Source organism: Massilia brevitalea, from assembly GCF_030711405.1.
Taxonomy (GTDB): Bacteria; Pseudomonadota; Gammaproteobacteria; order Burkholderiales; family Burkholderiaceae_D; genus Telluria; species Telluria brevitalea.
This window is the reverse complement of the sequence record NZ_JAULSI010000012.1, coordinates 21,748-45,684: the sequence shown is the minus strand read 5'-3', so window position 1 is coordinate 45,684 and position 23,937 is coordinate 21,748. Positions and strand designations below refer to the sequence as shown.

At 66.7% G+C, this 23,937-nt stretch carries 17 protein-coding genes; 10 read left to right on the top strand and 7 right to left on the bottom strand.

Annotated elements, in window-relative coordinates:
- Nucleotides 1–269 precede the first annotated feature (269 nt).
- Entirely contained in the window at nucleotides 270–2,855 is a 2,586-nt protein-coding gene (locus QWL29_RS09525) for a bifunctional diguanylate cyclase/phosphodiesterase (RefSeq protein WP_305822651.1), read from the bottom strand.
- 224 nt (nucleotides 2,856–3,079) lie between these two features.
- On the opposite strand from QWL29_RS09525, the gene QWL29_RS09520 reads away from it, so the two are divergent.
- From QWL29_RS09520 to QWL29_RS09500, 5 genes are all read left to right on the top strand, one after another.
- Nucleotides 3,080–5,017, top strand: coding sequence for a methyl-accepting chemotaxis protein (locus QWL29_RS09520; RefSeq protein WP_305822650.1), 1,938 nt, complete (start codon nucleotides 3,080–3,082; stop codon nucleotides 5,015–5,017).
- A gap of 511 nt (nucleotides 5,018–5,528) precedes the next feature.
- Nucleotides 5,529–6,254 carry a gluconate 2-dehydrogenase subunit 3 family protein gene (locus tag QWL29_RS09515; RefSeq protein ID WP_305822649.1) on the top strand — a complete coding sequence of 242 codons (726 nt, stop codon included), beginning with the start codon at nucleotides 5,529–5,531 and terminating at the stop codon, nucleotides 6,252–6,254.
- Between the two features lie 6 nt (nucleotides 6,255–6,260).
- Nucleotides 6,261–8,036 carry a GMC family oxidoreductase gene (locus QWL29_RS09510; protein WP_305822648.1) on the top strand — a complete coding sequence of 592 codons (1,776 nt, stop codon included), beginning with the start codon at nucleotides 6,261–6,263 and terminating at the stop codon, nucleotides 8,034–8,036.
- A 15-nt stretch (nucleotides 8,037–8,051) separates the two neighbouring features.
- On the top strand, nucleotides 8,052–9,467 hold the full coding sequence (locus QWL29_RS09505) for a c-type cytochrome (RefSeq protein WP_305822647.1): 1,416 nt from the start codon (nucleotides 8,052–8,054) through the stop codon (nucleotides 9,465–9,467).
- Between the two features lie 353 nt (nucleotides 9,468–9,820).
- Complete coding sequence (locus QWL29_RS09500; protein ID WP_305822646.1) at nucleotides 9,821–10,297, top strand: hypothetical protein; 477 nt, start codon at nucleotides 9,821–9,823, stop codon at nucleotides 10,295–10,297.
- Between the two features lie 47 nt (nucleotides 10,298–10,344).
- Here QWL29_RS09500 and yddG read toward each other — a convergent pair whose 3' ends face one another.
- The 3 genes from yddG to ppc all read right to left on the bottom strand — a co-directional run bounded on the left by yddG (nucleotide 10,345) and on the right by ppc (nucleotide 15,893).
- The gene (gene yddG, locus QWL29_RS09495; protein ID WP_305822645.1) at nucleotides 10,345–11,238 is read right to left on the bottom strand and encodes an aromatic amino acid DMT transporter YddG; all 894 of its coding nucleotides are present in this window, start codon (nucleotides 11,236–11,238) and stop codon (nucleotides 10,345–10,347) included.
- Nucleotides 11,239–11,246: 8 nt separating this feature from the next.
- Nucleotides 11,247–12,839: a TonB C-terminal domain-containing protein gene (locus tag QWL29_RS09490; protein WP_305822644.1), complete on the bottom strand. Its 1,593-nt coding sequence runs from the start codon at nucleotides 12,837–12,839 to the stop codon at nucleotides 11,247–11,249.
- A 228-nt stretch (nucleotides 12,840–13,067) separates the two neighbouring features.
- On the bottom strand, nucleotides 13,068–15,893 hold the full coding sequence (gene ppc, locus QWL29_RS09485) for a phosphoenolpyruvate carboxylase (RefSeq protein ID WP_305822643.1): 2,826 nt from the start codon (nucleotides 15,891–15,893) through the stop codon (nucleotides 13,068–13,070).
- A gap of 165 nt (nucleotides 15,894–16,058) precedes the next feature.
- Between ppc and hemC the strand changes: the two genes are divergently transcribed.
- The 5 genes from hemC (at nucleotide 16,059) to ppa (ending at nucleotide 21,066) form a co-directional block, all read left to right on the top strand.
- The gene (gene hemC, locus QWL29_RS09480; protein WP_305822738.1) at nucleotides 16,059–17,030 is read left to right on the top strand and encodes a hydroxymethylbilane synthase; all 972 of its coding nucleotides are present in this window, start codon (nucleotides 16,059–16,061) and stop codon (nucleotides 17,028–17,030) included.
- A complete protein-coding gene (locus QWL29_RS09475; RefSeq protein WP_305822642.1) occupies nucleotides 17,023–17,802 on the top strand; it encodes a uroporphyrinogen-III synthase in 780 nt (259 codons plus the stop codon). The genes hemC and QWL29_RS09475 overlap by 8 nt, the downstream gene beginning before the upstream one ends.
- Nucleotides 17,799–18,959 (top strand): uroporphyrinogen-III C-methyltransferase, encoded by a 1,161-nt coding sequence (locus QWL29_RS09470; RefSeq protein WP_305822641.1) that lies wholly within the window; start codon nucleotides 17,799–17,801, stop codon nucleotides 18,957–18,959. Before QWL29_RS09475 ends, QWL29_RS09470 begins: the two co-directional genes overlap by 4 nt.
- 3 nt (nucleotides 18,960–18,962) lie before the next feature.
- Nucleotides 18,963–20,159, top strand: a complete 1,197-nt coding sequence (locus tag QWL29_RS09465) for a heme biosynthesis protein HemY (RefSeq protein ID WP_305822640.1) — start codon at nucleotides 18,963–18,965, stop codon at nucleotides 20,157–20,159.
- Nucleotides 20,160–20,523: 364 nt separating this feature from the next.
- Nucleotides 20,524–21,066: an inorganic diphosphatase gene (ppa, locus tag QWL29_RS09460; protein ID WP_305822639.1), complete on the top strand. Its 543-nt coding sequence runs from the start codon at nucleotides 20,524–20,526 to the stop codon at nucleotides 21,064–21,066.
- Nucleotides 21,067–21,204: 138 nt separating this feature from the next.
- Here the strand turns inward: ppa and QWL29_RS09455 are convergent, their stop codons facing one another.
- From QWL29_RS09455 to QWL29_RS09445, 3 genes are read right to left on the bottom strand one after another with little or no spacing between them, the layout of a single operon-like run.
- A complete protein-coding gene (locus QWL29_RS09455; protein ID WP_305822638.1) occupies nucleotides 21,205–22,647 on the bottom strand; it encodes a PA domain-containing protein in 1,443 nt (480 codons plus the stop codon).
- Nucleotides 22,634–23,065 carry a post-PEP-CTERM-1 domain-containing protein gene (locus tag QWL29_RS09450; protein WP_305822637.1) on the bottom strand — a complete coding sequence of 144 codons (432 nt, stop codon included), beginning with the start codon at nucleotides 23,063–23,065 and terminating at the stop codon, nucleotides 22,634–22,636. The genes QWL29_RS09455 and QWL29_RS09450 overlap by 14 nt, the downstream gene beginning before the upstream one ends.
- A 38-nt stretch (nucleotides 23,066–23,103) precedes the next feature.
- Nucleotides 23,104–23,769, bottom strand: a complete 666-nt coding sequence (locus QWL29_RS09445) for a choice-of-anchor J family PEP-CTERM protein (RefSeq protein WP_305822636.1) — start codon at nucleotides 23,767–23,769, stop codon at nucleotides 23,104–23,106.
- Between the last annotated feature and the right edge of the window lie 168 nt (nucleotides 23,770–23,937).

Genomic DNA, 23,937 nt, shown 5'->3' with positions numbered 1-23,937 from the left:
CCGCAGAGCGGACTGGACGCGCTTGTCACTCCGTGCACGCTCGGTACGTAGCGTCTGTAGTTGCAGCTCGTCAGGTATTACTCGTACAGCTTGAGATGGACGTGGCCAGGATTTGGGTTTGCGGGCGACACGCCACGGCCGCAGGCGAAAGGATACGCACGTAACCGCGTGGGCACGGAGTGCCCACCGTACGGTTGAAGCCCCAGGCCGTCGATTGGACTCGCAAGAGAGTCACGGCCATAGGCTGCCATTGATGGAGGCGGCGATGATCACGCCGCGCTCAGCCACTTTTCGGCAAACACCTCGGCCGGCACCGGCCGCCCGAAGTAATACCCCTGCGCCTCGCCGCAGCCGAGCGAGCGCAAGGCCTGCGCCTGCGCGCCTTCTTCCACGCCTTCGGCAATCACGTCCAGCCCCAGGTTGCGCGCCATGCCGATGATGGTGGTGACGATGGTGTAGTCGTGGCGGTCGGTCAGCATGTCGCGCACGAAGGACATGTCGATCTTCAGCTTGTCCGCCGGCAGCCGCTTCAGGTAGGCCAGCGACGAATAACCAGTGCCGAAGTCGTCGATGGCAATCGCGAACCCGTCCTCGCGCAGGGTCGCCATGGTGCGGATCGAGCCTTCCACGTCGGCCATCAGTCCGCTCTCGGTCAGTTCCAGCGCCAGGCAGGCGGGGGCGATGCCGGCAGCATGGGTGATGCCGCGGATGCTGGCCACGAGATCCGCTTCTTCCAGTTGCTGGGCCGCGAGGTTGATCCACAGCCGGCCCGGGAAGCGCAGGCCGGCGTCGACCCAGGCGCGCATCTGGCGGCAGGCTTCGCCCAGCACCCAGCGGCCCAGCGCGCAGATCATGCCGCGGCTCTCGGCAATCGGGATGAAGACGCCGGGACTGACCCAGCCGCGCCGCGGATCGTGCCAGCGCAGCAGGGCTTCGGCGCCGATGGCGCGGCCGCTCGCCAAATCGACCTGCGGCTGATAATGGAGCGACAGCGCATTGGCGGCCAGCGCGCCGGACAGATCCTTGGCCAGCTCGATGCGCTCCAGCAGGCCCACGCTCATTTCGGGCTGGTAGAACATGAAGCCGCCGCCGGCCGCCTTGGCGCGGTACATGGCGATGTCGGCGCGTTTCAGGAGGTCGTCCATGCACAGCCCATCGCGCGGGAAGGTGGCGATCCCGATCGAGAGACCGACCGGGAAGGTCTGGCCGTGGGTGGCCACCGGGTCCTGCATGGCGTCGACCAGGCGCCCGGCGATGCGGGCGGCCACGGCGGCGTCGGCGCGCTCGGCCACCACCACGAATTCGTCGCCGGCCAGGCGCGCCAGCACCTCTTCTTCGCGCAGCGCGGCCTGGAAGCGGCGCGCCACCTTCACCAGCACCTGGTCGCCGACGCCGTGGCCTTGCGTGTCGTTGATCTCCTTGAAGCGGTTCAGGTCGAGGAACAGCACCGCCAGGGGATCGTCGGTATGGCCCGCGCGTTCGAGTGCGCCCGTCATGCGCTCGGTCAGCAGGCTGCGGTTGGCCAGGCCGGTGAGGGCGTCGTACAGGGCCAGGTTGCGTATCTTTTCGTCGCTGGCCTTGCGCTGGGTGATGTCGGTATTGATGACCAAGAAGGCCTGCGGGCGTTCGTCCTCGTCGCGCACGAGGGTCCAGTAGCCGTCGACGGTGAGCAGGGCGCCGTCCTTGCGGCGCTGGGCGATTTCGCCGCTCCACTCGCCGGCCTCGAGGGTGATCTTCACCACCGCGCCCGATGCTGCCGGGCCGTCGCGGTACAGCCAGTGGTCGATGCGCTGGCCCAGCACCTCGTCGCTGCTCCAGCCGTACAGGCGCTGGGCGCCCTTGTTCCAGAACTGGATGCGGCCGTCGATGCCGCGCACGATGATGGCGTCGCGCGCCTTGTCCAGCAGCGAAGCCTGGTCGCGGTAGCGCGCGGCATTCTGGCGCGCCTCGTTGCGCAGGCGCTGCTCTTCGGTGACGTCTTCGGCCATCACCAGCAGGCGCCGCTCGCCTTCGGCCAGCACGATCGCCGCCATCGCCACCCGCAGGTGCTTGTCGCCGAGGTCGACCCCGATGCCGTGGCGCGTTTCGCCTGCGGCCAGCAGGGACGCGGCCAGCTCGCGGATCGACGACTTCGGGATCACCGCGCCGAAGTCCTGGCCGCGCATCTGCGCCTCGTCGGCCAGGCCCACGATGTCGCAGAAGGCGCGGTTCATGCTTTGGATGTAGAGCTCGCCGTCGAGCACCATCAGCCCGGTCGGCAGGCTGGCGACGATGGCTTCGGCGTAGCGCTTCAGGGCCCCCATCGTGCGCCGGTCGGTGATGTCGGTGAGGGCGCCGGCGACCCGGATCGCATGGCCGGCCGCGTTGCGCTGGGCGTGGCTGAGGGCGCGGAACCAGCGGTATTCGCCGCTCTTGCAGCGCAGGCGGTAGGTGACGTCGTAGGGCGTCTGGCCGCTGCGGTCGTGGATGTGGGCAGTAAAGGCGGTGACGGTAGGGAGTACGTCGTCGGGGTGCAGCAGTTTCAGGAGGCTGGACAGCCCGTTCGGCAGCTCGCTGGCGTCGCCGTAGCCGACCATGCGCCGCACCTGCTCGGACCAGAGGAATTCGTTGGCCGGGTCCATCAGCTTGCGTTCGCCCAGTTCCACGTCCCACAGGCCGTCGCTGGTCGATTCGCGCAGCAGGTCGAAGCGCGCCTGCAGGCGGGTGTGGGCGTCGCGCAGCGTGGCCAGGTCGGCGCGCGTGGCGCTGTCCAGGCGCTGCGCATTGTCCAGGCGTTGGCGCAGGCGCGCGGCAAGCTTGTTGGCTGGTCGTTTCGACAGGGAGCGCACGGTCACCTCGGGATGGCTGATGGGCAAGCGGAACCGGGAAGTATGAACACCACGCTCAGAATTGTCTTGGTGCAATTAGCTCAACAGTGACGGATGCTGACGTTGATCAAGATGCACTGTTGCAGCGCCTGAACAACGTTTCATTATTACCCTGCAAATACCCTGAATGAATAAGATTGACGGCTCAGTTTCGCCCCGGAGACCATGCAACTGAGCAATTTTCCCTTTTCCCTATTCCAGGCCCGTCTCCCATGTTTTCCCGACTCCTTCGCCGCCCGTCGATCAAGACCAAGCTCATGCTCGGCATGGCCGCCTGCCTGCTGCTCTTCATCGTGATTTCCGCCGCCCTGAGCGTCAACATGACCGGCCGCGGCATGCGCGCGCGCGTGGTCACCCAAGAGCTGCCGGCCGTGGTCGGCGAGATCCGCAACGACGTCTTGCGCCAGATCACCGGCCCCATGACCGCGTCGCTCGGCATCGCCGGCAACACCTATGTGCACGCGTGGGAACGCGCCGGCCTGGACGAGGCGGGCCTCGACGCCTGGCGCGCCTACGCCGGCCGCCTGAAAGCCGACAGCAAGGCCGCCACCGTGTTCTGGGCCTCACCCTCGACCCTGAAGTTCATGGACGAAACCGGCCTGAGCTACATGCTGGAAAAGGACAATCCGCGCGACGCCTGGATGACCAGGTTCCTCGCCAGCGGCCAGCCCCACGAGCTGAACATGAATGCCGATCCGAAGACCGGCGAACTCAAGCTCTTCATCAATACCCGCGCCGATGCCGGCGACGGCAAGCTGGCGGTGGCCGGCCTGGGCTTGTCGATCAACGCGCTCGGCGAATCGGTGCGCGCGTATAAGGTCGGCGCTTCTGGTTACGTGTACCTGGTGCGCGAGGACGGCACCATCCTGCTGCACCGCGACGCCACCCTGGCCGACGGTGCGCACAGCATGAAGGACTTGCCCGGCTTCGGCCCGGCGCTGGTAACTGGCCTGCTCGGCAAGGCGAAGTTCGCCCATGCGTCCCACGCCTCGGCGCAGGGCGAGATGATCGTCGCCTCGTCGTACATTCCGGAGCTGGGCCTGTACGTCATCGCCGAAGTGCCGGAAAGCGAAGTGCTGGGCGAGCTGACCCGATCGACCCTGCTGGCCAGCCTGGCGGCCGGCGTGATCGGCGGCGGCATCGGCCTGGTGCTGATCTTCCTGATCAGCCGCGCGATCGCCGCGCCGGTCTCGCGCGCCGCCGCCATGCTGGGCGAGATCGCCGACGGCAAGGGAGATCTGACGCGCCGCATGCCGGTCGAGAGCGAGGACGAAGTCGGCAAGCTGGCCGATGCCTTCAACCGCTTCGTGTCGTCGCTGAACCGCACTATGAGCGAGGTGCGCGACAGCACCCACGCGATTGCCGGCGCCTCGGCCGAAATCGCGGCCGGCAACATGAATCTGTCGAGCCGCACCGACGCCCAGGCGTCGAGCCTGGAAGAGACGGCCGCCGCGATGGAAGAATTGACCTCGACCGTCCGCCAGAACGCCGACAACGCGCGCCAGGCCAACCAGCTGGTGATGTCGGCCAGCGGCCAGGCGCGCCAGGGCGGGCAGGTGGTGGACCAGGTGGTGGCGACCATGGGCGCGATCACCGGCAGTTCGCGCAAGATCGCCGACATCATCGGCGTGATCGACGGCATCGCCTTCCAGACCAACATCCTGGCGCTGAACGCCGCCGTCGAAGCGGCGCGCGCCGGCGAGCAGGGGCGCGGCTTTGCCGTCGTGGCGTCCGAGGTGCGCAACCTGGCCCAGCGCTCGGCAGCGGCGGCCAGGGAAATCAAGGACCTGATCGGCGCCTCGGTCGAGCAGGTGGAGGCGGGCGCGCGCCTGGTCGACACGGCCGGCGCCACCATGACCGGCATCGTCGACGCGGTGCAGCGCGTGGCCGACCTGATGAGCGAGATCGACGCCGCCAGCAGCGAGCAGAGCCAGGGCATCGGCCAGGTCAACGTGTCGATCGCGGCGATGGACGACGTGACCCAGCAGAATGCGGCGCTGGTCGAGGAGGCGGCGGCGGCAGCCGGTGCGCTGGAAGAGCAGGCGGGCAGGCTGGCGCAGGTGGTGAGTGTGTTCAAGCTGGAAGAAGAGGGTGGGGCGGTGGCGGTGGCGGTGGCGGTGGCGCCGGTGCGCATGCTGCTCGGCCGGTGATCGGCGTTGCGGTGTACAGGAGCACGACCGCGTGGGCTCAAGAGCCCACCCTACCGCGATATCGTAGGGTGGGTTCTCGAACCCACCAGCCAGCGGCGCAAGCGCACCATCTCCCTGGTTTAACCCCGCACACCGGCATCTCAGCCTTTCCGGACATTCCTGTCCGCATCCAACCAGACACTGCCGCGATTTAACAATTCACGCAGCTCGCGTGCGCGCCGTTTCGCTGCATCTGTCTATGATGCACCGATGCGCGAAGGCTATTCTCATGCAGTATTTACCTGCACAAAAGCCCGCTGTTATGGGGAAATGTGCATCGGGGCCGCGCACGATGGTCCTGCCTATTGTGGATTTCCCGTAATCCGTCGCACCCCTGCAACTGTTACACGGCAGTTTTGTATCTGTCGTGTTTCTCCCTCCCGTGCGCATCTATTTCCGTGTAGCATCGCCCCCTTTTTGAAAGTTCCCCACGCGCGTCCGTCCGGGCGTGACGTCATTACCGAGAACTGTTATGTCTGACGAAACCAAATCCCCCTCCCGCCGGAGCCTGATCAAGAGTCTGGTATTCGTGCCGATGGGCGTCGGCGTTGCCGGCGCCATCCAGGGCGTCACCGGCGCCACCGCCAGCACCACGACCACCGCCGAAGGCAAGCCGGACGACTACAAGCCGACCTTCTTCAGTGCCGACGAATGGCGTTTCCTCGGAGCCGCCGTCGACCGCCTGATCCCGCACGACGAGCATGGCCCGGGCGCCGTCGAGTCCGGCGTGCTGGAATTCCTCGACCGCCACATGCAGACCCCGTACGCCAACGGCGGCGTGTGGTACATGCAGGGTCCGTTCCTGGAAGCCGCGCCGGAATTCGGCTACCAGGGCAAGCTGCCGCTGCGCGACATCCTGCGCGTCGGCATCAAGGCGATGGACGCGCACTGCACCGCCAACTTCTCGGGCAAGCGCTTTGCCGACCTCGGCGTGGCCAAGCAGGAAGCCCTGCTCAAGGACGCGGAAGCCGGCAAGATCAAGCTGGAAAACATCTCGGCCAAGCTCTTCTTCAGCAATTTGCTGAACGAAACCCGCAACGGCTACTTCGCCGACCCGCGCCACGGCGGCAACAAGAACATGGGCGCCTGGAAAATGATCGGCTACCCGGGCATGCGCGCCGACTACCTCGACTGGGTCGAGGTGCGCGACAAACCGTATCCGATCGGACCGGTGGACCTGGCAGGACGCAGAGGATAAAACAGCATGGCAATCGTAAAAAACAAAGTAGACGTCGTCATCGTCGGCATGGGCTGGACCGGCGCCATCATGGCCAAGGAACTCACCGACGCCGGCCTGAACGTGGTCGCGCTCGAGCGCGGCCCGGACCGTGATACCCAGACCGATTTCTCCTACCCGCGCGTGGTGGACGAACTCGAAGGCTCGGTGCACCGCAAGTACCTGCAATCGCTGAACCAGGAAACCGTGACCATCCGCCACGGCATCAACGACACCGCCGTGCCGTACCGCCAGATGGGTTCGTTCAAGCCGGGCACCGGCGTCGGCGGCGCCGGCAGCCACTGGTCGGGCGCCCACTTCCGCGCCCTGCCGGAAGACTTCACCGTGCGTTCGAACCTGGAACAGCGCTTCGGCAAGAGCTTCATCCCGGCCAACATGACGGTGCAGGATTTCCCGGTCACGTATGAAGACCTGGAACCGCACTTCGACCACTTCGAGTACGTGTGCGGCACCTCGGGCAAGGGCGGCGTCATCAACGGCCAGAAGGTCGAAGGCGGCAATCCGTTCGAAGGTTCGCGCAAGCGCGACTATCCGCTCGGTCCGAACCCGAGCTACCTCGGCGCCGAATGGTTCTACAAGGCTGCGCGCGAAATGGGCTACAACCCGTTCCCGATCCCGGCCTCGAACGCCTCGGCTCCGTACATCAACCCGTACGGCTGCCAGATGGGCCCATGCAACGCCTGCGGCTTCTGCTCGGACTACGGCTGCCTGAACTACTCCAAGGCCAGCCCGAACATTTCGATCCTGCCGGTGCTGCGCACCCGCGAGAACTTCACCCTGCGCACCCACGCCCAGGTGCTGAAGGTGAACCTGACCGCCGACAAGAAGATGGCGACCGGCGTGTCCTACCTCGACGCCGAAGGCCGCGAAACCGAACAGCCGGCCGACCTGGTCCTGCTGTGCGCGTTCTCGCTGTTCAACGTGCACATGATGCTGGTGTCGGGCATCGGTACCCCGTACGACCCGGTGTCGAAAACCGGTAACGTCGGCAACAACTACTCGTACCAGAACCTGAACCGCGTTTCGCTGTTCTTCGACGAGACCGTGCAGGCCAACCAGTTCATCGGTATCGGCGGCGCCGGCACCACCTTCGACGACTTGAACGGCAACCGCAACGATTCGTCGAAGACCGGCTACATCGGCGGCGGCATCATCTGGGCGCGCCAGCCGGGCGCGGGTCCCGTGCGCGGCATCGCCACCCCGCCGGGCGTGCCGGCCTGGGGCAGCGACTGGAAGAAGGGCGTGAAGGAAGCCTTCCGCCATTCGTTCTACTACGAAGTGCAGGGTTCTTGCATGTCGTACGACGACGCTTACCTGAGCCTGGACCCTACGTATAAGGACGCCTTCGGCCGTCCGCTGCTGCGCATGACCTTCGACTGGCACGACAACGAGATCAAGGCCTCGCAGTACCTGGTCGAAAAGGCCACCGACATGTGCAAGGTGCTGGGGCCGAAGGCGATGAAGGGCGACGCCAAGAAAGACGGCTCGCACTACAACATCACCCAGTACCAGTCGACCCACACCTGCGGCGGCGCGATCATGGGCACGAACCCGAAGACCTCGGCCCTGAACAAGTACCTGCAGTCGTGGGATGTGGCCAACGTGTTTGCACCGGGCGCCAACGCCTTCCCGCAAAACAACGGCTACAACCCGACCGGCATGGTCGGCGCGCTGACCTACTGGTGCGCCAAGGCGGTACGCGAGCTGTACTTAAAAAACCCGGGCCCGCTGGTGCAGGCATAAGACGCAAGGATGAGCATGAGTTCCAAGAAAAAAATCCTCGCCGGCGTCGTCGGCGCAGGCGCCCTGGTGTTTGTCGGCGCACTGGCTTACGCACTGGTGCCGACCAGCACCCGTGACATCGGACCCGGCACGCAAGTGGCAGCCGGCAGCGCCGAAGAAAAGCAGCTGATCGAAGCGGGCCGCTACGTGGCCGTGGCGTCGGACTGTATCGCCTGCCACACCACCGGCAACGGCAAGCAGTTCGCCGGCGGGCGCGGCATCGAGTCGCCGATCGGCACCATGTACAGCACCAACATCACGCCCGACCAGAAGACCGGTATCGGCAATTACACGCTGAACGACTTCGACCGCGCGGTCCGCCACGGCATCACGCCTGGCGGCGGCACGCTGTACCCGTCGATGCCTTACCCGTCGTACGCGAAGATGAGCGACCAGGACCTGCGCGCCCTGTACGTCTACTTCATGAAGGGCGTGGCGCCGGTGGAAGCGGAAAACCGCAGCAGCGACATCGCCTGGCCGCTGTCCATCCGCTGGCCGCTGTCGATCTGGCGCAAGCAGTTCGCGCCAGCCGTGGCGCCGGTCGACGCCGGCAAGTACGCCGACGCGAATATCGCGCGCGGCGCCTACCTGGTGCAGAGCCTGGGCCACTGCGGCAGCTGCCACACCCCGCGCTCGTCGACCATGAGCGAACTGGCGCTGGACGAATCCGGTCCGGAATACCTGTCGGGCGGCCCGCTGATCGACGGCTGGCTGGCAGTCAACCTGCGCGGCGACAAGGTCGGCGGCATGGGCGACTGGAGCCAGAAGGACATCGTCGACACCCTGAAGAGCGCACGCAACAGCCACACGGCTGTGGTGGGCGGTCCGATGAACGACGTGGTCTCGCACAGCACCCAGCACATGACGGATGCCGACCTGAACGCGATGGCGGCTTACCTGAAGACGCTGCCGGCAACGGGCAAGACCAAGTCGACCTATGCGGCCAGCGACACCACGGCGAAGGAACTGTTCGCCGGCGTGGAGAAGAACCGCGGCGCCCAGCTGTACCTGGACAACTGCGCGGCCTGCCATCGTACCGACGGCAAGTCGAACCGCATCGTGTTCCCGGCCCTGCCGGGCAACCCGACCGTGCTGTCGGACGACCCGACGTCGCTGATCCGCGTGGTCCTGGCCGGCAGCCGCCTGCCATCGACCAAGACCGCACCATCGGACCTCGGCATGCCGGGCTTCGCATGGCGCCTGTCGGACGACGAGACGGCGCAGCTGGTGACGTTTGTCCGCCAGAGCTGGGGCAACAATGCCGCAGCCGCCGCCGCTTCGGACGTCAAGATGGTGCGTGGCAGTATCGACGAGCAGGAGCTGAAAGCCGGTAACGTGACCTCGCTGGAAGAAATGCGCAAGATCACGGGCGCGGAGCAGAAGGTGCACTAAGCCTTCGTCGCTGATGCGATACAAAAATGCCGCCTGGGTGCAAGCCCGGCGGCATTTTTTTCGCCTGGAACAGCCAGGGTCAGGTCTGACATTCGGACACGAGCTCGGCTGTATGGCCCTGTCGCAGGTCTTCGTGGCCAGATTTCATTGGATATCTTGACGATCAAAGCAGAGGCTGTGTCCGAATGTCAGACCTGACCCTCGCTGTTCGTTACCGTTAAGTACCGAACGCTGAGCTCGCTAACTGTTGCGTAGAATCGTAGGCAACCTATTTGCACGACGATGGGCGCTCGATCAGCGTTTACCGTGTGCCCGCCGTTCAATCACGATTCATTCAACACAGGAGTACAGAGATGGAAATCCGCAGCCTGCTTTCATCCATTTTGATCGGCGCCGTTGCCAGTGCGCGCTCGATGACGCCGATGGCCACCATTGCAACGGCACGCCTGGCGGGCCGCGATACGCCCGGCGACATCTTTCTCCTGAACCGGCCGGTCTTTAAGTACGGCGCGCTGGCCATGGGCGTGGGCGAGCTGTTCGGCGACAAGATGAAGTCGGCGCCGGACCGCACCGTCGCGCTGGGGCTGATGGCGCGCGTGATGAGCGCCGCGATTGCCGGGGCCGCGCTGGCGCCGAAGGGCCGCGAAAAGGCCGGCGCCGCAGTGGCCGTCGCGACCGCCGTGCCGCTCGCCTACGCAACGCTGGCCTGCCGCAAGCAGGCCATGGCGCGCATGGGCCAGACCCGTAGCGGACTGATCGAAGACGCGCTGGTGGTCGCCGCCGGCACCGCGATCGTGGCGCTGTCGACGCGCAACAAGCCCCAGGAATAAGTTCTGTCGCTCCCTCACGCCTGGTGCAGTAAGGGAGTCGGCGACGCTCATCCGGCAGCCTGCGCGCGCGTGGCCAGCCAGCAGAGGATTGCCCCGGCGCAGACCATGGCCGCACCCTGCCAGAACGACAGCGGCAAGGGCGCGCGCAGCAGCAGCGTCGACAGCGCCGCCGAGAGCACCGGGATGAAATAGGAAGCGCCGGCCAGCACGGTCACGTTGCCGTGCAGGATGCCCACGTTCCAGGCGCCGTAGCCAAAGCCCATGGCGCCGGCCGCCAGCAACAGGTACACGATGGCTTCTACGCTGAAGTCCATGGGGCCGCCGCCTTCCAGCAGATACTTGGTCCACAGCGTGAGCGACACCAGGATGAAGAACAGGGTCACGCCGTTCTTGCCGCCGGCCATGCGCGCCGTGACCGTGCAGTAGGCGGCCCAGATCAGCGCGCCGCCGAGGGCCAGGCCGTAGCTGAGCGGGTTGTCGCGCACGTTGGCCAGCATGCCGGCGACGTCAACACCCTGTTCGCCGCCCAGCACCCAGCAGATGCCGAGGACAGACAGCGCGAAGCCCGGCACGATCAGCCAGTTGGCGCGCTGGCGGTTGAACAGGATCGCAGCAAGGACGGTCAAGGCCGGCCACAGATAGTTGACCATGCCGACTTCGATGGCCTGGCGCGCGCTGTTCGCATGACCGATCGATAGCGCCAGGCACACTTCATAGCTGACGAACAGGATGCTGCCCCAGGCCAGGTAGCGGCGCGGGAATTCGCCCAGCCGCACCCAGCCCACCGACAGCAGCAGGAATACCGAAGCCACGCTGTACATCATCGCCGCGCCGCCGGTGGGGCCGAGATGGACGCTGACGCTGCGGATCAGTCCCACGATGGCGCTCCACAATAAAACGGCGATCAGGCCGATCAGGGTGGCCTTGTTCGTGCTTGGCATGGGTGCGTCTATTCCAGGCGGATCGCCATGTCGAAGATCCAGGTGCGCCGAATCTCGATCACGTCGAATTGGCGCGCCAGGTTGGGCGGGAATGTGCCATAGGGCGCCTGGCTGGAGACGACCTGCTCGATGGCCGCATCCAGGGCGCGGTTACCGCTCGATACCACGAAGGTGATCTTTTCCACCGAGCCGTCGGCACGCACGGCTACCGTGACGACTGGCTGCGTGTGCGGCTGTTTCACCAGCTCGCGCACGGTGTCGAAAGGCTGGTTCATTTCGATCTTCTGGCTCATGGCGCGCGCGTACTGGACCATGTCTCGATTCGGGTCGCTGCGGCCGAACAGCCAGCCGCGGCGCAGGCCGCTGGTGGTGGGCGGGAGCTTGGCGGCGGCGTCGCGCTTCGCGGCTTCGTCGTTCAGCTGGCGGCCAATGGCGCGCAGGCGTTCTTCGCGCTGCGCTTCCTGGACGGCTTTCTCGCGCTGGGCCTGGGCCAGCTTTTCCTCGGCTTGCCTGAGCGCGTCCTGGCGGGCCTGCTCCTGCCTTCCGGCTTCCTGGCGTGCAGCCTCCAGGCGCGCCAGTTCCTGCTGCGCCGCTTGCTGACGGGTGGCTTCGCGCTGGGCAGCTTCGCGGCGGGCGGCCTCCTGGCGGCCTGCTTCAAGCTGCGCCAGGCGTGCCTGTTCCTGGCGGGCCGCTTCCTGGCGTGCGGCTTCGCGTGCGATGGCTTCCTGACGCGCGGCTTCGCGCTGAGCGGCTTCGCGGCGTGCAGTTTCCTGCTTTTCCGCTTCGCGCTGTGCCAGGCGTGCTTGTTCCAACCGTGCGGCTTCTTGTCTTGCCGCTTCCTGCCGCTCCGTTTCGCGCTGCGCCAGCCTGGCGCCTTCCTCGCGTTCGGCTTCGCGGCGTGCGGCCTCCATGCGTTCGGCGTCCTGGCGGGCTTGCTCGGCAAGGCGCGCCTGTTCCTGCGCCTGCTTTTGTTCTTCGGCTGCGCGGCGCTGTGCGTCCTGGTGCGCCAGTTCTTGGCGCTCGGCTTCCTGGCGTTCGGCTTCCCGCCGTGCGGTCTCGGCTTGCGCTGCCTGCTCGGCGCGCGCCTGCTCCTGCAGCACGGCTTCGCGCTGGCGGGTTTCGTTCTGGACGAGTGCGATGCGTTCCGCTTCCCGCTGGGCAGCCTCGCGCGCGGCGGTTTGTTCGGTCTGGACGGCGTCCTGGCGGCGTTGTTCTTCTTCTGCGGCCCGGGTTTGCGTTTCAGCGATGCTCGGTAACGTTACTGCAGGCCGTTCGACCGGCGGCGCGGGTGGCGCGGGACGTGGAGCCGGGGCAGGGAGCGGTGGTGCGGCGGCTGGCGCTGCTTGCTGCGCGGCTGGCGCGGGAAGCGTCATCGCTGTGGGTTTGTTCCTGTCGCTGCGCTTTGCGGCGATCACCGTTGTCGCCGTGTTGGCCGGTGATGGCGCGGGCTGCGTCGTTTCGGGTGCGGCTGCTGGCGCGGCCGGCTGCGGCTGGGCCGGCGCCAGCGAAATGCGTAGATCGTTTGCGGCAAAGCGGCGCTCTTCCCAGGGGAAGTGCAGGCCGGGGAGGCCGAAGGCTTCACCACCCAGCGTAAGGCTCAATAGCAGCGCGTGCGCGAGCACGGAGAGTGCGATCGCGATGTGCAGGCGCCTGGGGCCGGGAGGAGTGAAGACGGCAGTTCTCAAATGCGGAGGTCGTTGATTGAAACTGGGCGATATTAGCAGTTTCGCAGCAAGCGCTGCGAATGCGACCGATCATCGTGCGGCGATCGACGCGTGGAGTGATTCAGTCCGGGGGACTGAATCACAGCCGTCCACGCTACGAAAGACTTAACCGGTATTGCGCAAGCCGGCGGCGACACCATTGATCGACAGGTGAATCCCCCGGTGCACGCGCGGGTCCATTTCGCCGCCTTCGCCGCCTTCACCGGCCTTGCGCGACATCGCGCGGTGGCGGTGGATCAGCTCGACCTGCAAGTGGTTCAGCGGGTCGAGGTAGGCGAAGCGGTTCTGGATCGAACGTGCCAGCAGCGGGTTGCCGGCCAGGCGTTCATCGGCGCCGGTAACCGCTTCCAGGCGGCGGATGGTTTCGCCGTGTTCCGCCGCGATGCGCTTGAAGATGCGTTCGCGCAGCGCCGCATCCGGCACCAGCTCGGCGTAGCGCGAGGCAATGGCAAGATCGGTCTTGGCCAGCACCATGTCCATGTTCGACAGCAGCGTGGCGAAGAACGGCCACTCCTTGAACATCTCCTGCAGCGTGGCCAGGCGTTCTTCCTGCGGGCCATCCTGCAGCCAGCCCGCCACCGCCGACCCGAAGCCGTACCAGCCCGGCAGCAGCAGGCGGCACTGGCCCCAGGAGAAGCCCCAGGGAATGGCGCGCAGGTCTTCTATGCGGCGCGTCGACTTGCGCGAGGCCGGGCGCGAACCGAGGTTCAGCTCCGCGATCTCGGCGATTGGCGTGGCGGCAAAGAAGTAGTCGGTGAAGCCCGGCGTCTCGTAGACCAGGTTGCGATAGGCCTTGTAGGCACGCTCGGACAGCTCCGCCATCACGCCCTCGAAGCGCGCCAGGCGCTCGGCCTTGGCGCCCTCGGTCGAGTGCGGGGTCAGGCTGGCCTCCAGCGTGGCCGCCACCAGCAGCTCCAGGTTGCGCCGGCCGATCTCGGGGTTCGAGAACTTCGAGGCGATGATCTCGCCCTGTTCGGTCAGGCGGATCTGGCCGTTCACGGTGCCCGGCGGCTGCGCCAGGATCGCCTGGTAGCTCGGGCCGCCGCCACGGCCGACGGTGCCGCCGCGGCCGTGGAACAGGCGCAGCTTCACCTTGGCGCGTTCGAAGACTTCCACCAATTTGAGTTCGGCCTGGTACAGCTCCCAGTTCGAGGTCAGGAAACCGCCGTCCTTGTTCGAGTCCGAGTAGCCGAGCATGACTTCCTGCAGCCGGCCCTGGTGCTCGATCACGCGCGCCACCGGGGACAAGGCCATCCATTCTTCCATGATGGCGCCCGCGCGCTGCAAATCGGGGATGGTTTCGAACAGCGGGATCACCATCACGTCCGACTTGCCCTGCGCAACGTGCAGCAGGCCGCCTTCCTTTTGCAGCAGAAGCACTTCCAGCAAATCCGACACCGCCTCGGTGTGCGAGATGATGTAGTTGCGGATCGCGCGCTTGCCGTAGCGCTCGCGGATCTCGCGCGCGGCGCGCACGATGGCCAGTTCCGATTCGGTTTCGTCGGAATAGGTCTCGTACGGCGTATAGAGCAGGCGCGGTTGCGCCAGTTCCGCCAGCAGCAGCTCCACCTTGCCGTCTTCCGACAGCGCCGCGTAGTCGGCTTCGACGCCGCCTTTTTCGAACAGCTCGGCCAGCACGCGCTCGTGTACATCCGAGGTCTGGCGCATGTCGAGCGAGGCGAGATGGAAGCCGAAGATGCGCGCCGCGCGCATCAGGCCCGCGAGGCGCGGCATGATCAGCATGGCGCCGTGATTCGCGGTCAGCGAGTCGGCGATGATCTGCAGGTCGGCGGCGAATTCGTTGGCGTCCGCATAGGGCTCGGCATGGCCGACTTCCTTGCGCAGGATGTTGGTGGCGCCGAGTTCGCGCGCGCTGGCGGCCAGGCGCGCGTACATGCCGATCAGGGCGCGGCGGTAGGGTTCGTCCTCGCGGTGCGGCGACTGGTCGGTCGAGCGCTCGGCCAGCGACTGCATGGCCGGCGTGATGTCGACCATCAGGGTGGAGGTCGACAGTTCGGCGCCGAGCGCGTGCACTTCGTCCAGGTACCAGTCGAGGATGGTGGTGGCATGGCGCATCACGGCGTGGCGCATGGTGCCGGCGTTCACGTTCGGATTGCCGTCGCGGTCGCCGCCGATCCAGCTGCCCATCTGCACATAGGCGGCGTCGCCCAGTTGCGCCGGTTCGCCGTGGTACTGGGTGCCGATCTCGAATTCGATGTCGTCGTACAGGCTGGGGAGCTCGCGCAGGAAGGTGATGCGGTAGTAGGAGAGCGCGTTCTCGATTTCATCGGCCACGGTCAGCTTGGTGTAGCGCAGCATGCGCGTTTGCCACAGGGTGGCGATACGCGCGTGCATCAGCTGCAAATTGCGCACCTGTTCCTTGGGCGTGAGCGGCAGGTCGCGTTCGGCCAGCAGGCGCGCGATGTCGTGCTCGGCGTCGAGGATGCTTTTGCGCTGCACCTCGGTCGGGTGGGCGGTGAGCACCGGCGAGATCAGGGCGCCCTTGAAGAACTGCTCCACCGTGTCCTGGGCCACGCCGGCGGCGCGCAGTTTGCCGAGCGCGTAACCGACGCTGCCTTCGCGCGGCGGCGAACCGTTCAGCAAATGCTTGCGGCGGCGGCGGTTGTGGTGCTGGTCCTCGGCGATATTCGCCAGGTGCGAAAAGTAGGAAAAGGCGCGCACCACCGAGATGGTCTGGTTGCGCGTCAGCTTGTGCAGCAAGCTTGTGAGTTCCTGGCCGGCCTCGGGATCGGCGTCGCGCCGGAAGCGCACGGCGGTCTGGCGGATGGTCTCGACGACATCGAAGACGGCGTCGCCCTCCTGGTCGCGCAGCACGTCGCCGAGCAGGCGGCCGAGCAGGCGGATGTCTTCTTTCAGCGGGGCGTCCTTGTCGGCGCCGGCGGGGGTGTCAGGTACAACTTGTTTGTCCATATCGACCACTAATCTTCTTGAGTTGAAAACGCCGGGTTGTACATGGCGGTCAGCCACGATTGATAACGAAGCCCCATGCTAAAATTTATGGTCCTTTGCAAGGGCCTTTACTGGCATCGGCTGGTAAGCAACGACAGTGAAAGAATTTGTGTGAAAGCATCCGACATGACGCAGCAGGTGGAAGTGCCATCGCAACTGATTATCGCATCGCGCGAGAGCCGCCTCGCCATGTGGCAGGCGGAGCACGTGCGCGACCGTCTCGCCGCATTATATCCAGATTGCCAAATTAGCATCCTCGGGATGACGACGCGTGGCGACCAGATCCTCGACCGCACGCTCTCGAAGGTGGGCGGCAAGGGCCTGTTCGTGAAGGAACTCGAAGTGGCGATGGCCGAGGGCCGCGCCGATTTGGCCGTGCACTCGCTGAAAGACGTGCCGATGGACCTGCCGGAAGGTTTCGAACTGGCCGCCGTGCTCGAACGCGAAGACCCGCGCGACGCCTTTGTCTCGAACGACTACGCCAGCCTGGACGAGCTGCCGCCCGGCGCCGTGGTCGGCACCAGCAGCCTGCGCCGCCAGGCCCTGATCGCCGCGCGCTATCCGCAGCTGACCATCCTGCCGCTGCGCGGCAACCTCGACACCCGCCTGGGCAAGCTCGACCGTGGCGAGTACGCCGCCATCATCCTGGCCGCCGCCGGCCTGATCCGCCTCGGCCTGCCGCAGCGTATCCGCAGCGTGCTGGAACCGGAAATGAGCCTGCCGGCCGCTGGCCAGGGCGCGATGGCAATCGAGATCGCCAGCGGCGCGCGCACGGATGCCGTCGATCTGCACGCGCTGCTGGCGCCGCTGAACCACCTCGATACCGCCCACGCCGTGATGGCCGAGCGCAAGGTGTCGAAGATTTTCGGCGGCAGCTGCCAGATTCCGCTGGCCGCGCACGCCACCGTCGACGGCGCCAACATGCACCTGCGCGCGATGGTCGCCACGCCCGACGGCACGCGCAGTGCGTTTGCCGAACTGACCGGCGCCGCCAACCAGCCCGAGCTGCTGGGCGAGCGCGTGTCGGCGCTGCTGGCGCAGCAGGACGCGCAAGCGATCGTCGATGCGGTCAAGCAGGACGCCGCTGCCGATGCCTGACAAGGTTGTCATCACGCGCCCGCGCGCCCAGGCCGATGGCCTGGCGCACGCTGTAACCGCGCTGGGACGCACGCCGGTGCTGTTGCCGCTGCTGGACATCGCGCCGCTGGCCGACCCGTCGGCGCTGCGGGCGGCCCTGGGCGAGCTGGACAGCTTTGCCCTGGTTGCCTTCGTGTCGCCGAATGCGATCGACGCCGCGCTAGCGCATGTGCCGCATCGGCTGGATGCCTGGCCGCGCCAGGTGGCGCTGGCCGTGCTGGGCGAGGGCAGCCGCGCCGCACTGGCGCGCCATGGCCTCACCGAGGCCAACGCCACCATCCTCGGGCCCCAGGATCCGACGCGCAGCGATTCCGAGAACCTGCTGGAATCGCTCGACCTGGCTGCATTGCGCGGCAAGCAGGTGCTGATCGTGCGCGGCGAGTCCGGGCGCGAACTGATGGCCGATGGCTTTCGCGCCGCCGGCGCCGAGGTTAGCGTGGTGCCGGCCTACCGCCGCAGCGTGCCTGTGTTGACGCCGGAACTGGCCGCGACCTTGCGCGCATTGCTGGCCGAATCGAACGACTGGATACTTACCAGTTCCGAAGCGCTGCGCGGTCTTTTCGGCCTGCTGGAGCTGGCCGATCCACCATTAGTGGCAAAAATGCAACAGCAACATGTGATCGTTCCCCATGCGCGCATCGCGCAAACGGCCGCGGCGCTGGGAATCGCGCGTGTCACGCTCACCGGCTCGGGCGACGAGCGCCTGCTTGCCGCGTTACAATCTAAAACATGAACGAATTGCCGAATCACCCAGAGCTGCCGCCGACGCAGCCCCTTGCCACGCCCCCGGCGCCGGCTCCCGAATCCTATGCGCGCGCGCCGGTACGCGGCCCCGGCCTGGCCGACACCCTGATGCGTCCGCTGCCGCTGGCCGTGATCGCGCTGGCGGTGCTGCTGGCGGCCCAGACCTGGTCGAGCCACAGCCGCATCAACACGCTGCGCAAGGACATGGCGCTCAGCCTGCAAAAGGGCAACGAGATCAATGCCGAGACCGCTTCGCTGGCGCGCGACGTCGCCGAGCAGTCGAAGGCGCTGCAGCTGAAAGTCGGGGTGCTGGAAAGCCGCCAGCTGGAGAACCAGAGCCAGCAACTGGCGCTGGAGCAGCTGTATTCGGACCTGTCGAAAAGCCGCGACGAATGGGCGCTGTCGGAAGTCGAGCAGGTGCTGTCGACCGCCAGCCAGCAGCTGCAACTGGCCGGCAACGTGCAGGGCGCGCTGATCGCACTGCAGAACGCCGACCGCTCGCTGTCGCGTTCCGACAAGCCGCAGTTCATCACCGTGCGCCGCGCGATCGCCAGCGACATGGAAAAACTCAAGGCCCTGCCGGCGGTGGACCTGGCCGGCGTGGCCGTGCGCCTGGACAGCGTGATCGCCCAGGTCGACACGCTGCCGCTGGTGTCCGACGAGAAGCCGCTGCTGCCGGCCGCGCCGGTGCGCGAAGCACGCGTGCAGGGAAAGACTGCCGCGGCGGCCGGCCCAGCCGGAGCGGCTGCGCCGGCGCCGCTGGGCGTGGGCGAGCGCATGGTGCAGACCTGGCGCAACTGGACCGAGGAGATGTGGGACGACATCCGCCAGCTGATCCGCGTGCGCAGCGTGAACACGCCGGACGCGCTGATGCTGTCGCCCGACCAGCGTTATTTCGTGCGCGAGAACCTGAAGCTGCGCCTGCTGAACGCGCGCATGGCGCTGCTCTCGCGCGACGAAGGCACCTTCGGCGACGACCTGACCGCCGCGCGCCAGACCCTGGACAAATACTTCGACACGCGGGCGCGCACCACCCAGCAGGCGCAGACGGCGCTGCGCCAGGTGCAGGCGAACAACCTGTCGATCGAGATGCCGACGCTGGCCGACAGCCTGAACGCCGTGCGCAACTACAAGACGAAGCCTTAATCCATGCGTTTACTTCTCTGGTTAGTCGCCCTGATGGCCGCCGCCATCGGCATCGCCGTGACGGCGCGCTTCAATCCGGGCAACGTGGTGCTGTTCTACCCGCCGCACCGGATCGACATGTCGCTGAACCTGTTCGTGGTGCTGCTGGCGCTGCTGTTCCTGATGGTGTACGGCCTGGTGCGCGCGGTGCGCTCGACGCTGCGCATGCCGCAGCGCGTGGCGGCCTACCGCCTGCGCAAGCGCGAGCGCGAAGGCAACAAGGGCTTGCGCGACGCCCTCAAGGCCTTGCTGGAAGGGCGCTTCGGCCACGCCGAAAAGGCCGCCATGCGCGCCGCCGAACTGCCCGAGAACGCCGGCCTGGCGGCCCTGATCGGCGCCCGCGCCGCGCACCGCATGCGCGAGCCGGCGCGGCGCGACGCCTGGCTGGCCGGCATTGCCAGCGACAACAGCATGAAGACGGCGCGCCTGATGACCGTCATCGAACTGCTGGTCGACGACCACCAGCCGGAAGCGGCGCTGCAGGCGGCCGACGAACTGAACGCCAGCGGCCAGCGCCACATCCACGCGCTGCAATGGTCGATGAAGGCGCACCAGCAGGCGCGCAACTGGCCGGAAGTGCTGCGCCTGGTGCGCATCCTGGATAAACGCAAGGCGCTGCATCCGGCCCTCGCGGCGCGCCTGCGCGAGCTGGCCTATGAAGCGCTGCTGTCGGAAGAGGGCCACGATCCGGAAGCGATCCGCCGCGTGTGGGCCGAAGTACCGGCAGCGGACCGCACCCAGCCGTATATCGCGGCACGCGCCGCCACCGCTTTTAACGCCAGCGGGCTGCACGACGAGGCGCGCGTGATCGCCGAGGAAGCATTGCGCGCAGGCTGGGACGAGCGCGTGGTGCGGGCTTACCGCGATGCTGCCGGGCCGGCGGGATCGGCTACCTTGCTGGCGCAGATCGAGAACTGCGAAGGCTGGCTGCGCGAGCGGCCGAACGATGCCGAACTGGCGTTCGCGCTGGGCTCGCTGTGCCTGCGCCAGAAGCTGTGGGGCAAGGCGCAGCGCTACCTGGAACAGGCGTTGTCGGATGCAACGGATTCGGCCATGGTGCGCGACGTGCACCTGAAGCTGGCGCAGCTGCACGAGGCGCTGGGGCAGGATGCGAAGGCGGCGGGGCACTATCGGCATAGTGCGTTGGCAAATATTTTGTGATGGCGGGTAGGGCTGACCGTTACAGCGATTAGCCGGCGTTAATGGGGCTGTTGCCTGCACCCTTATCGGTACTTTGAATCCGCGTGGGCACGAGTGCCCACCCTACGGATCAGGCCGCGGGTTCGGCACTGCGTGCCTCGAAAAATAAACCGCAGCGTCAGTGCTCCGTTTTGTGGCCCGGAACCTCACCTGTAGGGTGGGCACTCGTGCCCACGCGGATCAAACACTCCACGAACGGCACAGGCCCCCGCCCACCGGCTTCCACCCCCCAATGCCGCACGGCACCCCGCTGCACCGCACAAGCCCATGCCTATTCGATATAATGCTTCCCTTTATTGAATCTTCAGCAACCAAGGAACACTTCATGAGTCTCAACAACGTCCCAGCCGGCCGCGATGTGCCGAACGATTTCAACGTCATCATCGAAATCCCGATGAACGCCGATCCGATCAAGTACGAAGTGGACAAGGACACCGGCGCGATCTTCGTCGACCGCTTCATGGGCACCGCGATGCACTACCCGTGCAACTACGGCTATGTGCCGCAAACCCTGTCGGACGACGGCGACCCATGCGACGTGCTGGTGATCACACCGTTCCCGCTGTTCCCTGGCGTGGTCGTGCGTTGCCGCGCAATCGGCGTGCTGAAGATGACCGACGAAGGCGGCGGCGACGCCAAGGTTTTGGCTGTTCCAGTCGACAAGATCCTGCCGATCTACAGCCACTGGCAAAAGCCGGAAGACCTGCAAGACCTGCGCCTGCAGCAGATCCAGCACTTCTTCGAGCACTACAAGGACCTCGAAAAAGGCAAGTGGGTCAAGATCGAAGGCTGGGCTGGTCCGGAAGAAGCGAAGGCCGAGATCGTCAATGGCGTGAACGCCTACAACGCCAAGCAGCAACAGCAATAATGTCCGCACGCGCCCCTCAGGCGCCTGCGAAAAACAAGGCCGGCACCCAAGGGTAGCTGGCCTTTTTCTTTCCCCGGCGCTGGCCGCGCCGGGATGGTTCCGCCGGCTTGCCCAGCCGGCGTGCTCAGCGGACCTTTCTTACCAACCAATGTCCTGCAGCAGCGGATACGTCAGGTCGCGCGGCGGCGTCACCGTATGCGACAGGTCCGAGTTGATCGACGGCTCCATCAGCTGGTTCGGCTTGGCGTCGGTCGTGTAGTGCGAGGTCGACGAGCCCGGCGCGTTGGTGGTCGGCGTGTACATCAGGATGCGGCGCTGGGCATCGGTGCCGGCCAGGCGGTTCGGGTCGATGCCGAGGCTGGCCGTCACGCCGGAGCGCGTGCGCGAACGCGACTGCAGGGCGGCGCGCAACGTGTTGCCGGCGTCCTGGGTGACGCGCACGGCCGGGATCGTGATGCTCGGGTCGTCGCCGCTCATGCCCACCGCTGGGCCCGGCGCGTTGTCGGCCACGACCATGCCGATTGCACCGGCGGCCTGGACGTTGCGCGCCTTGGCGACGAAGTCGCAGCTGCCGCGCGAGACCAGGGCGACATTGCCGCGCACCGCCAGCGCATTCACCTCGTTCAGCGCGGCGCAGGCCAGGCCGGCGCCGTCGGGCTGCTCGACCACCGGCATCAGCTGCCCGGTGACGGCCGTGGCGCCCAGCGGCGGGCCAAAGGAGGCGTCGCCCACCTCGTAGTTGCCGGCCGCGCTCCCGGCGGCGCTGCCGGCTACCGTGAGGCGCGACTTCGGATCGAGCACCTGTGGCACGGCCGCGCTGACGATGGGGCCGTTCCACGACAGGCCGTCGCCGCTGATGGCCGAGGCCACACGCTCGGCCGGGGTCATGTCGACCCACAGGCGCTCGGTGCGGTTGTCGACCAGGTAGTGGTCCCAGATCGAGGGGATGTCCTGGATTTCGGCGCCGGTTTCGTCGTCGGTGAAGGTCTGGAAGCCGAGGCCGTGCGCCATTTCGTGCAGCAGCACGGTAACCAGGTCGATCTGGCCGGCCGCGTTGTTGTCGGTGCCGAGGTAGAAGCCGGAACCGGGCAGGCAGTCGGCGAACAGGCCAAGGCGTGAATTGAAGCGCGCGATGATGTGCGGCTCGCCCGGCGTGGCGACGTCGACCCCGGCCAGCTTGCTGGCCAGCGCGCTCGGATACCAGGTGTTCTGGCGCGGCGCATTCGTGAAGTCGGACCAGATCTCGTTGGCGCCGGCCGAGCCGAGCACGGCGCTGTTGGCGGTGCACGACAGCGGCACGAAGGAGGCGCCGATGCGGACCGGCACGGCGCTGCTGAGCGTGGCGCCCCAGATGTTGGCGGCGTACTGGAAGGCATACAGGCGCTGCTGGCCGAGCGTGGTGCCGGGGTTGCCGCCGACCGGGGTGGCGGGCGTCGGGTCGTTGAAGCCGATGCCGGCGGCGTTCTGGTTGACGATGGTGATGGTGGCTGCCTGCGCAGGCGCGGCGAATGCAGCAACGGCGACGGCAAGAGCGGAGGCAAGCGCGGCAACCGGGCGCTGCATGGAACTAGCGGACTTCATGGCGACCCTCCTTGTCATCGTGTGCCTGCGTGGCTTGCCCGGCTTGCCCGGCTTGCCGGCTGTGCGCCGCATGGTCGTGCACGGCGTGTTCGGCCGCCTGCTCGTCATGGATGCACTGGTCGCTCAGCTTGCCGTCGCCGTCGCGCGTGACCACCGCGTACACGAGGCCGCGCTCACCCAGGCGTACCTGGCGCGCGCCGCCCGGATGGGTGACCATGTTCGGGCGCGCCGGCGCCGCCATCGCGGCGGTCGACTTGGGTGCGAGGGCGCGGCTTTCGGCCGCGGTGGGGGCGCGCAGCTGGCCGGTCCGGGCGTCGCGGACGACGACCATGCCTTGCTGGTCCTGGGCGGAGGCGTGATGCGGCATGAGGCAGATGGCGGCCAGGGGTAGCGCCGCTAACATTTTTTTGGATGACATGGTGGGTCTCCGGAACGCGTTGAATTGCTCGGTTTGCTTCAGTTGGCCTGCCTGCGGCGCATGAATGTCAGGGCGCCAAGGCCAAAGGCCAGCATTGCGTACAGCGAAGGTTCCGGCACCGCCGTGACTACTCGGACCGTATCGAGACCCACATAGTTCAGGCTATCGGCGGACCCCACGTAGCGGAACGCGAACCGGCCTTCGCCCTGGAGGTTGAGGTTGCTGCTCCAGGCGGTCCAGTCCGTCGGGTAGGGCGACCCAACACCGCCGAAGGTGGCGAGCAGGGTGTTGAAGGCGGTGGTGCCGCCGCCGCTGCCGGCCGCCCAGCGCACTTCGAGGAAGTCGGAGAAGCCTGGCGTGGCCTCGTGCGCGGTATAGAAGGAGAAGCTGGTCAGGCCGCTGAGGGTAAGGAGCGGCGTGATCAGCCAGTTGTCGACCACGCCCTGGCCGTTGGCGGCGCCGAGGTAGTTGGCGGCGGCATAGGCGTCCGGTGCGCCGGACTGGGAGCCGAAGATGCCGGTATTGCCCTGAAACCAGTTGGTGCCGGGCGGCACGCTGTTATTGACCAGGGTCCAGCCGGGAAGGGAGGCAACGTTGTCGAAGCCTTCGTCGAGGATTTCCACGCCCGCAGCACTGGCGGCCCGGGGCGCGAGCGCCGCCAGCGCAAGCGCGCCGGCCGCTGCGTACGACTTGAGTGTGTTCATGGATGAGCTTTCATGCGAAGCCAGAAGGATGGCATCGAACTCGCGCCTGGCTGACACGAGGCCATGGTTCAGTTCATCATATGAGCTGAACAAGAGCGAACCTTGATCTTTGTTGAAGGTGTGCTGTAACTCGGCGGTTTGGGGGGAGGGGCGGTAGGGTGGGCCGGG

Excerpts from the sequence above, each read along its gene's own strand:
- QWL29_RS09520 (WP_305822650.1), top strand. The coding sequence starts at position 3,080 with ATGTTTTCCCGACTCCTTCGCCGCCCGTCGATCAAGACCAAGCTCATG.
- QWL29_RS09515 (WP_305822649.1), top strand. The coding sequence starts at position 5,529 with ATGTCTGACGAAACCAAATCCCCCTCCCGCCGGAGCCTGATCAAGAGT.
- QWL29_RS09510 (WP_305822648.1), top strand. The coding sequence starts at position 6,261 with ATGGCAATCGTAAAAAACAAAGTAGACGTCGTCATCGTCGGCATGGGC.
- QWL29_RS09505 (WP_305822647.1), top strand. The coding sequence starts at position 8,052 with ATGAGTTCCAAGAAAAAAATCCTCGCCGGCGTCGTCGGCGCAGGCGCC.
- QWL29_RS09500 (WP_305822646.1), top strand. The coding sequence starts at position 9,821 with ATGGAAATCCGCAGCCTGCTTTCATCCATTTTGATCGGCGCCGTTGCC.
- yddG (WP_305822645.1), bottom strand. The coding sequence starts at position 11,238 with ATGCCAAGCACGAACAAGGCCACCCTGATCGGCCTGATCGCCGTTTTA.
- ppc (WP_305822643.1), bottom strand. The coding sequence starts at position 15,893 with ATGGACAAACAAGTTGTACCTGACACCCCCGCCGGCGCCGACAAGGAC.
- hemC (WP_305822738.1), top strand. The coding sequence starts at position 16,059 with ATGACGCAGCAGGTGGAAGTGCCATCGCAACTGATTATCGCATCGCGC.
- QWL29_RS09475 (WP_305822642.1), top strand. The coding sequence starts at position 17,023 with ATGCCTGACAAGGTTGTCATCACGCGCCCGCGCGCCCAGGCCGATGGC.
- QWL29_RS09470 (WP_305822641.1), top strand. The coding sequence starts at position 17,799 with ATGAACGAATTGCCGAATCACCCAGAGCTGCCGCCGACGCAGCCCCTT.
- QWL29_RS09465 (WP_305822640.1), top strand. The coding sequence starts at position 18,963 with ATGCGTTTACTTCTCTGGTTAGTCGCCCTGATGGCCGCCGCCATCGGC.
- ppa (WP_305822639.1), top strand. The coding sequence starts at position 20,524 with ATGAGTCTCAACAACGTCCCAGCCGGCCGCGATGTGCCGAACGATTTC.
- QWL29_RS09455 (WP_305822638.1), bottom strand. The coding sequence starts at position 22,647 with ATGAAGTCCGCTAGTTCCATGCAGCGCCCGGTTGCCGCGCTTGCCTCC.
- QWL29_RS09450 (WP_305822637.1), bottom strand. The coding sequence starts at position 23,065 with ATGTCATCCAAAAAAATGTTAGCGGCGCTACCCCTGGCCGCCATCTGC.
- QWL29_RS09445 (WP_305822636.1), bottom strand. The coding sequence starts at position 23,769 with ATGAACACACTCAAGTCGTACGCAGCGGCCGGCGCGCTTGCGCTGGCG.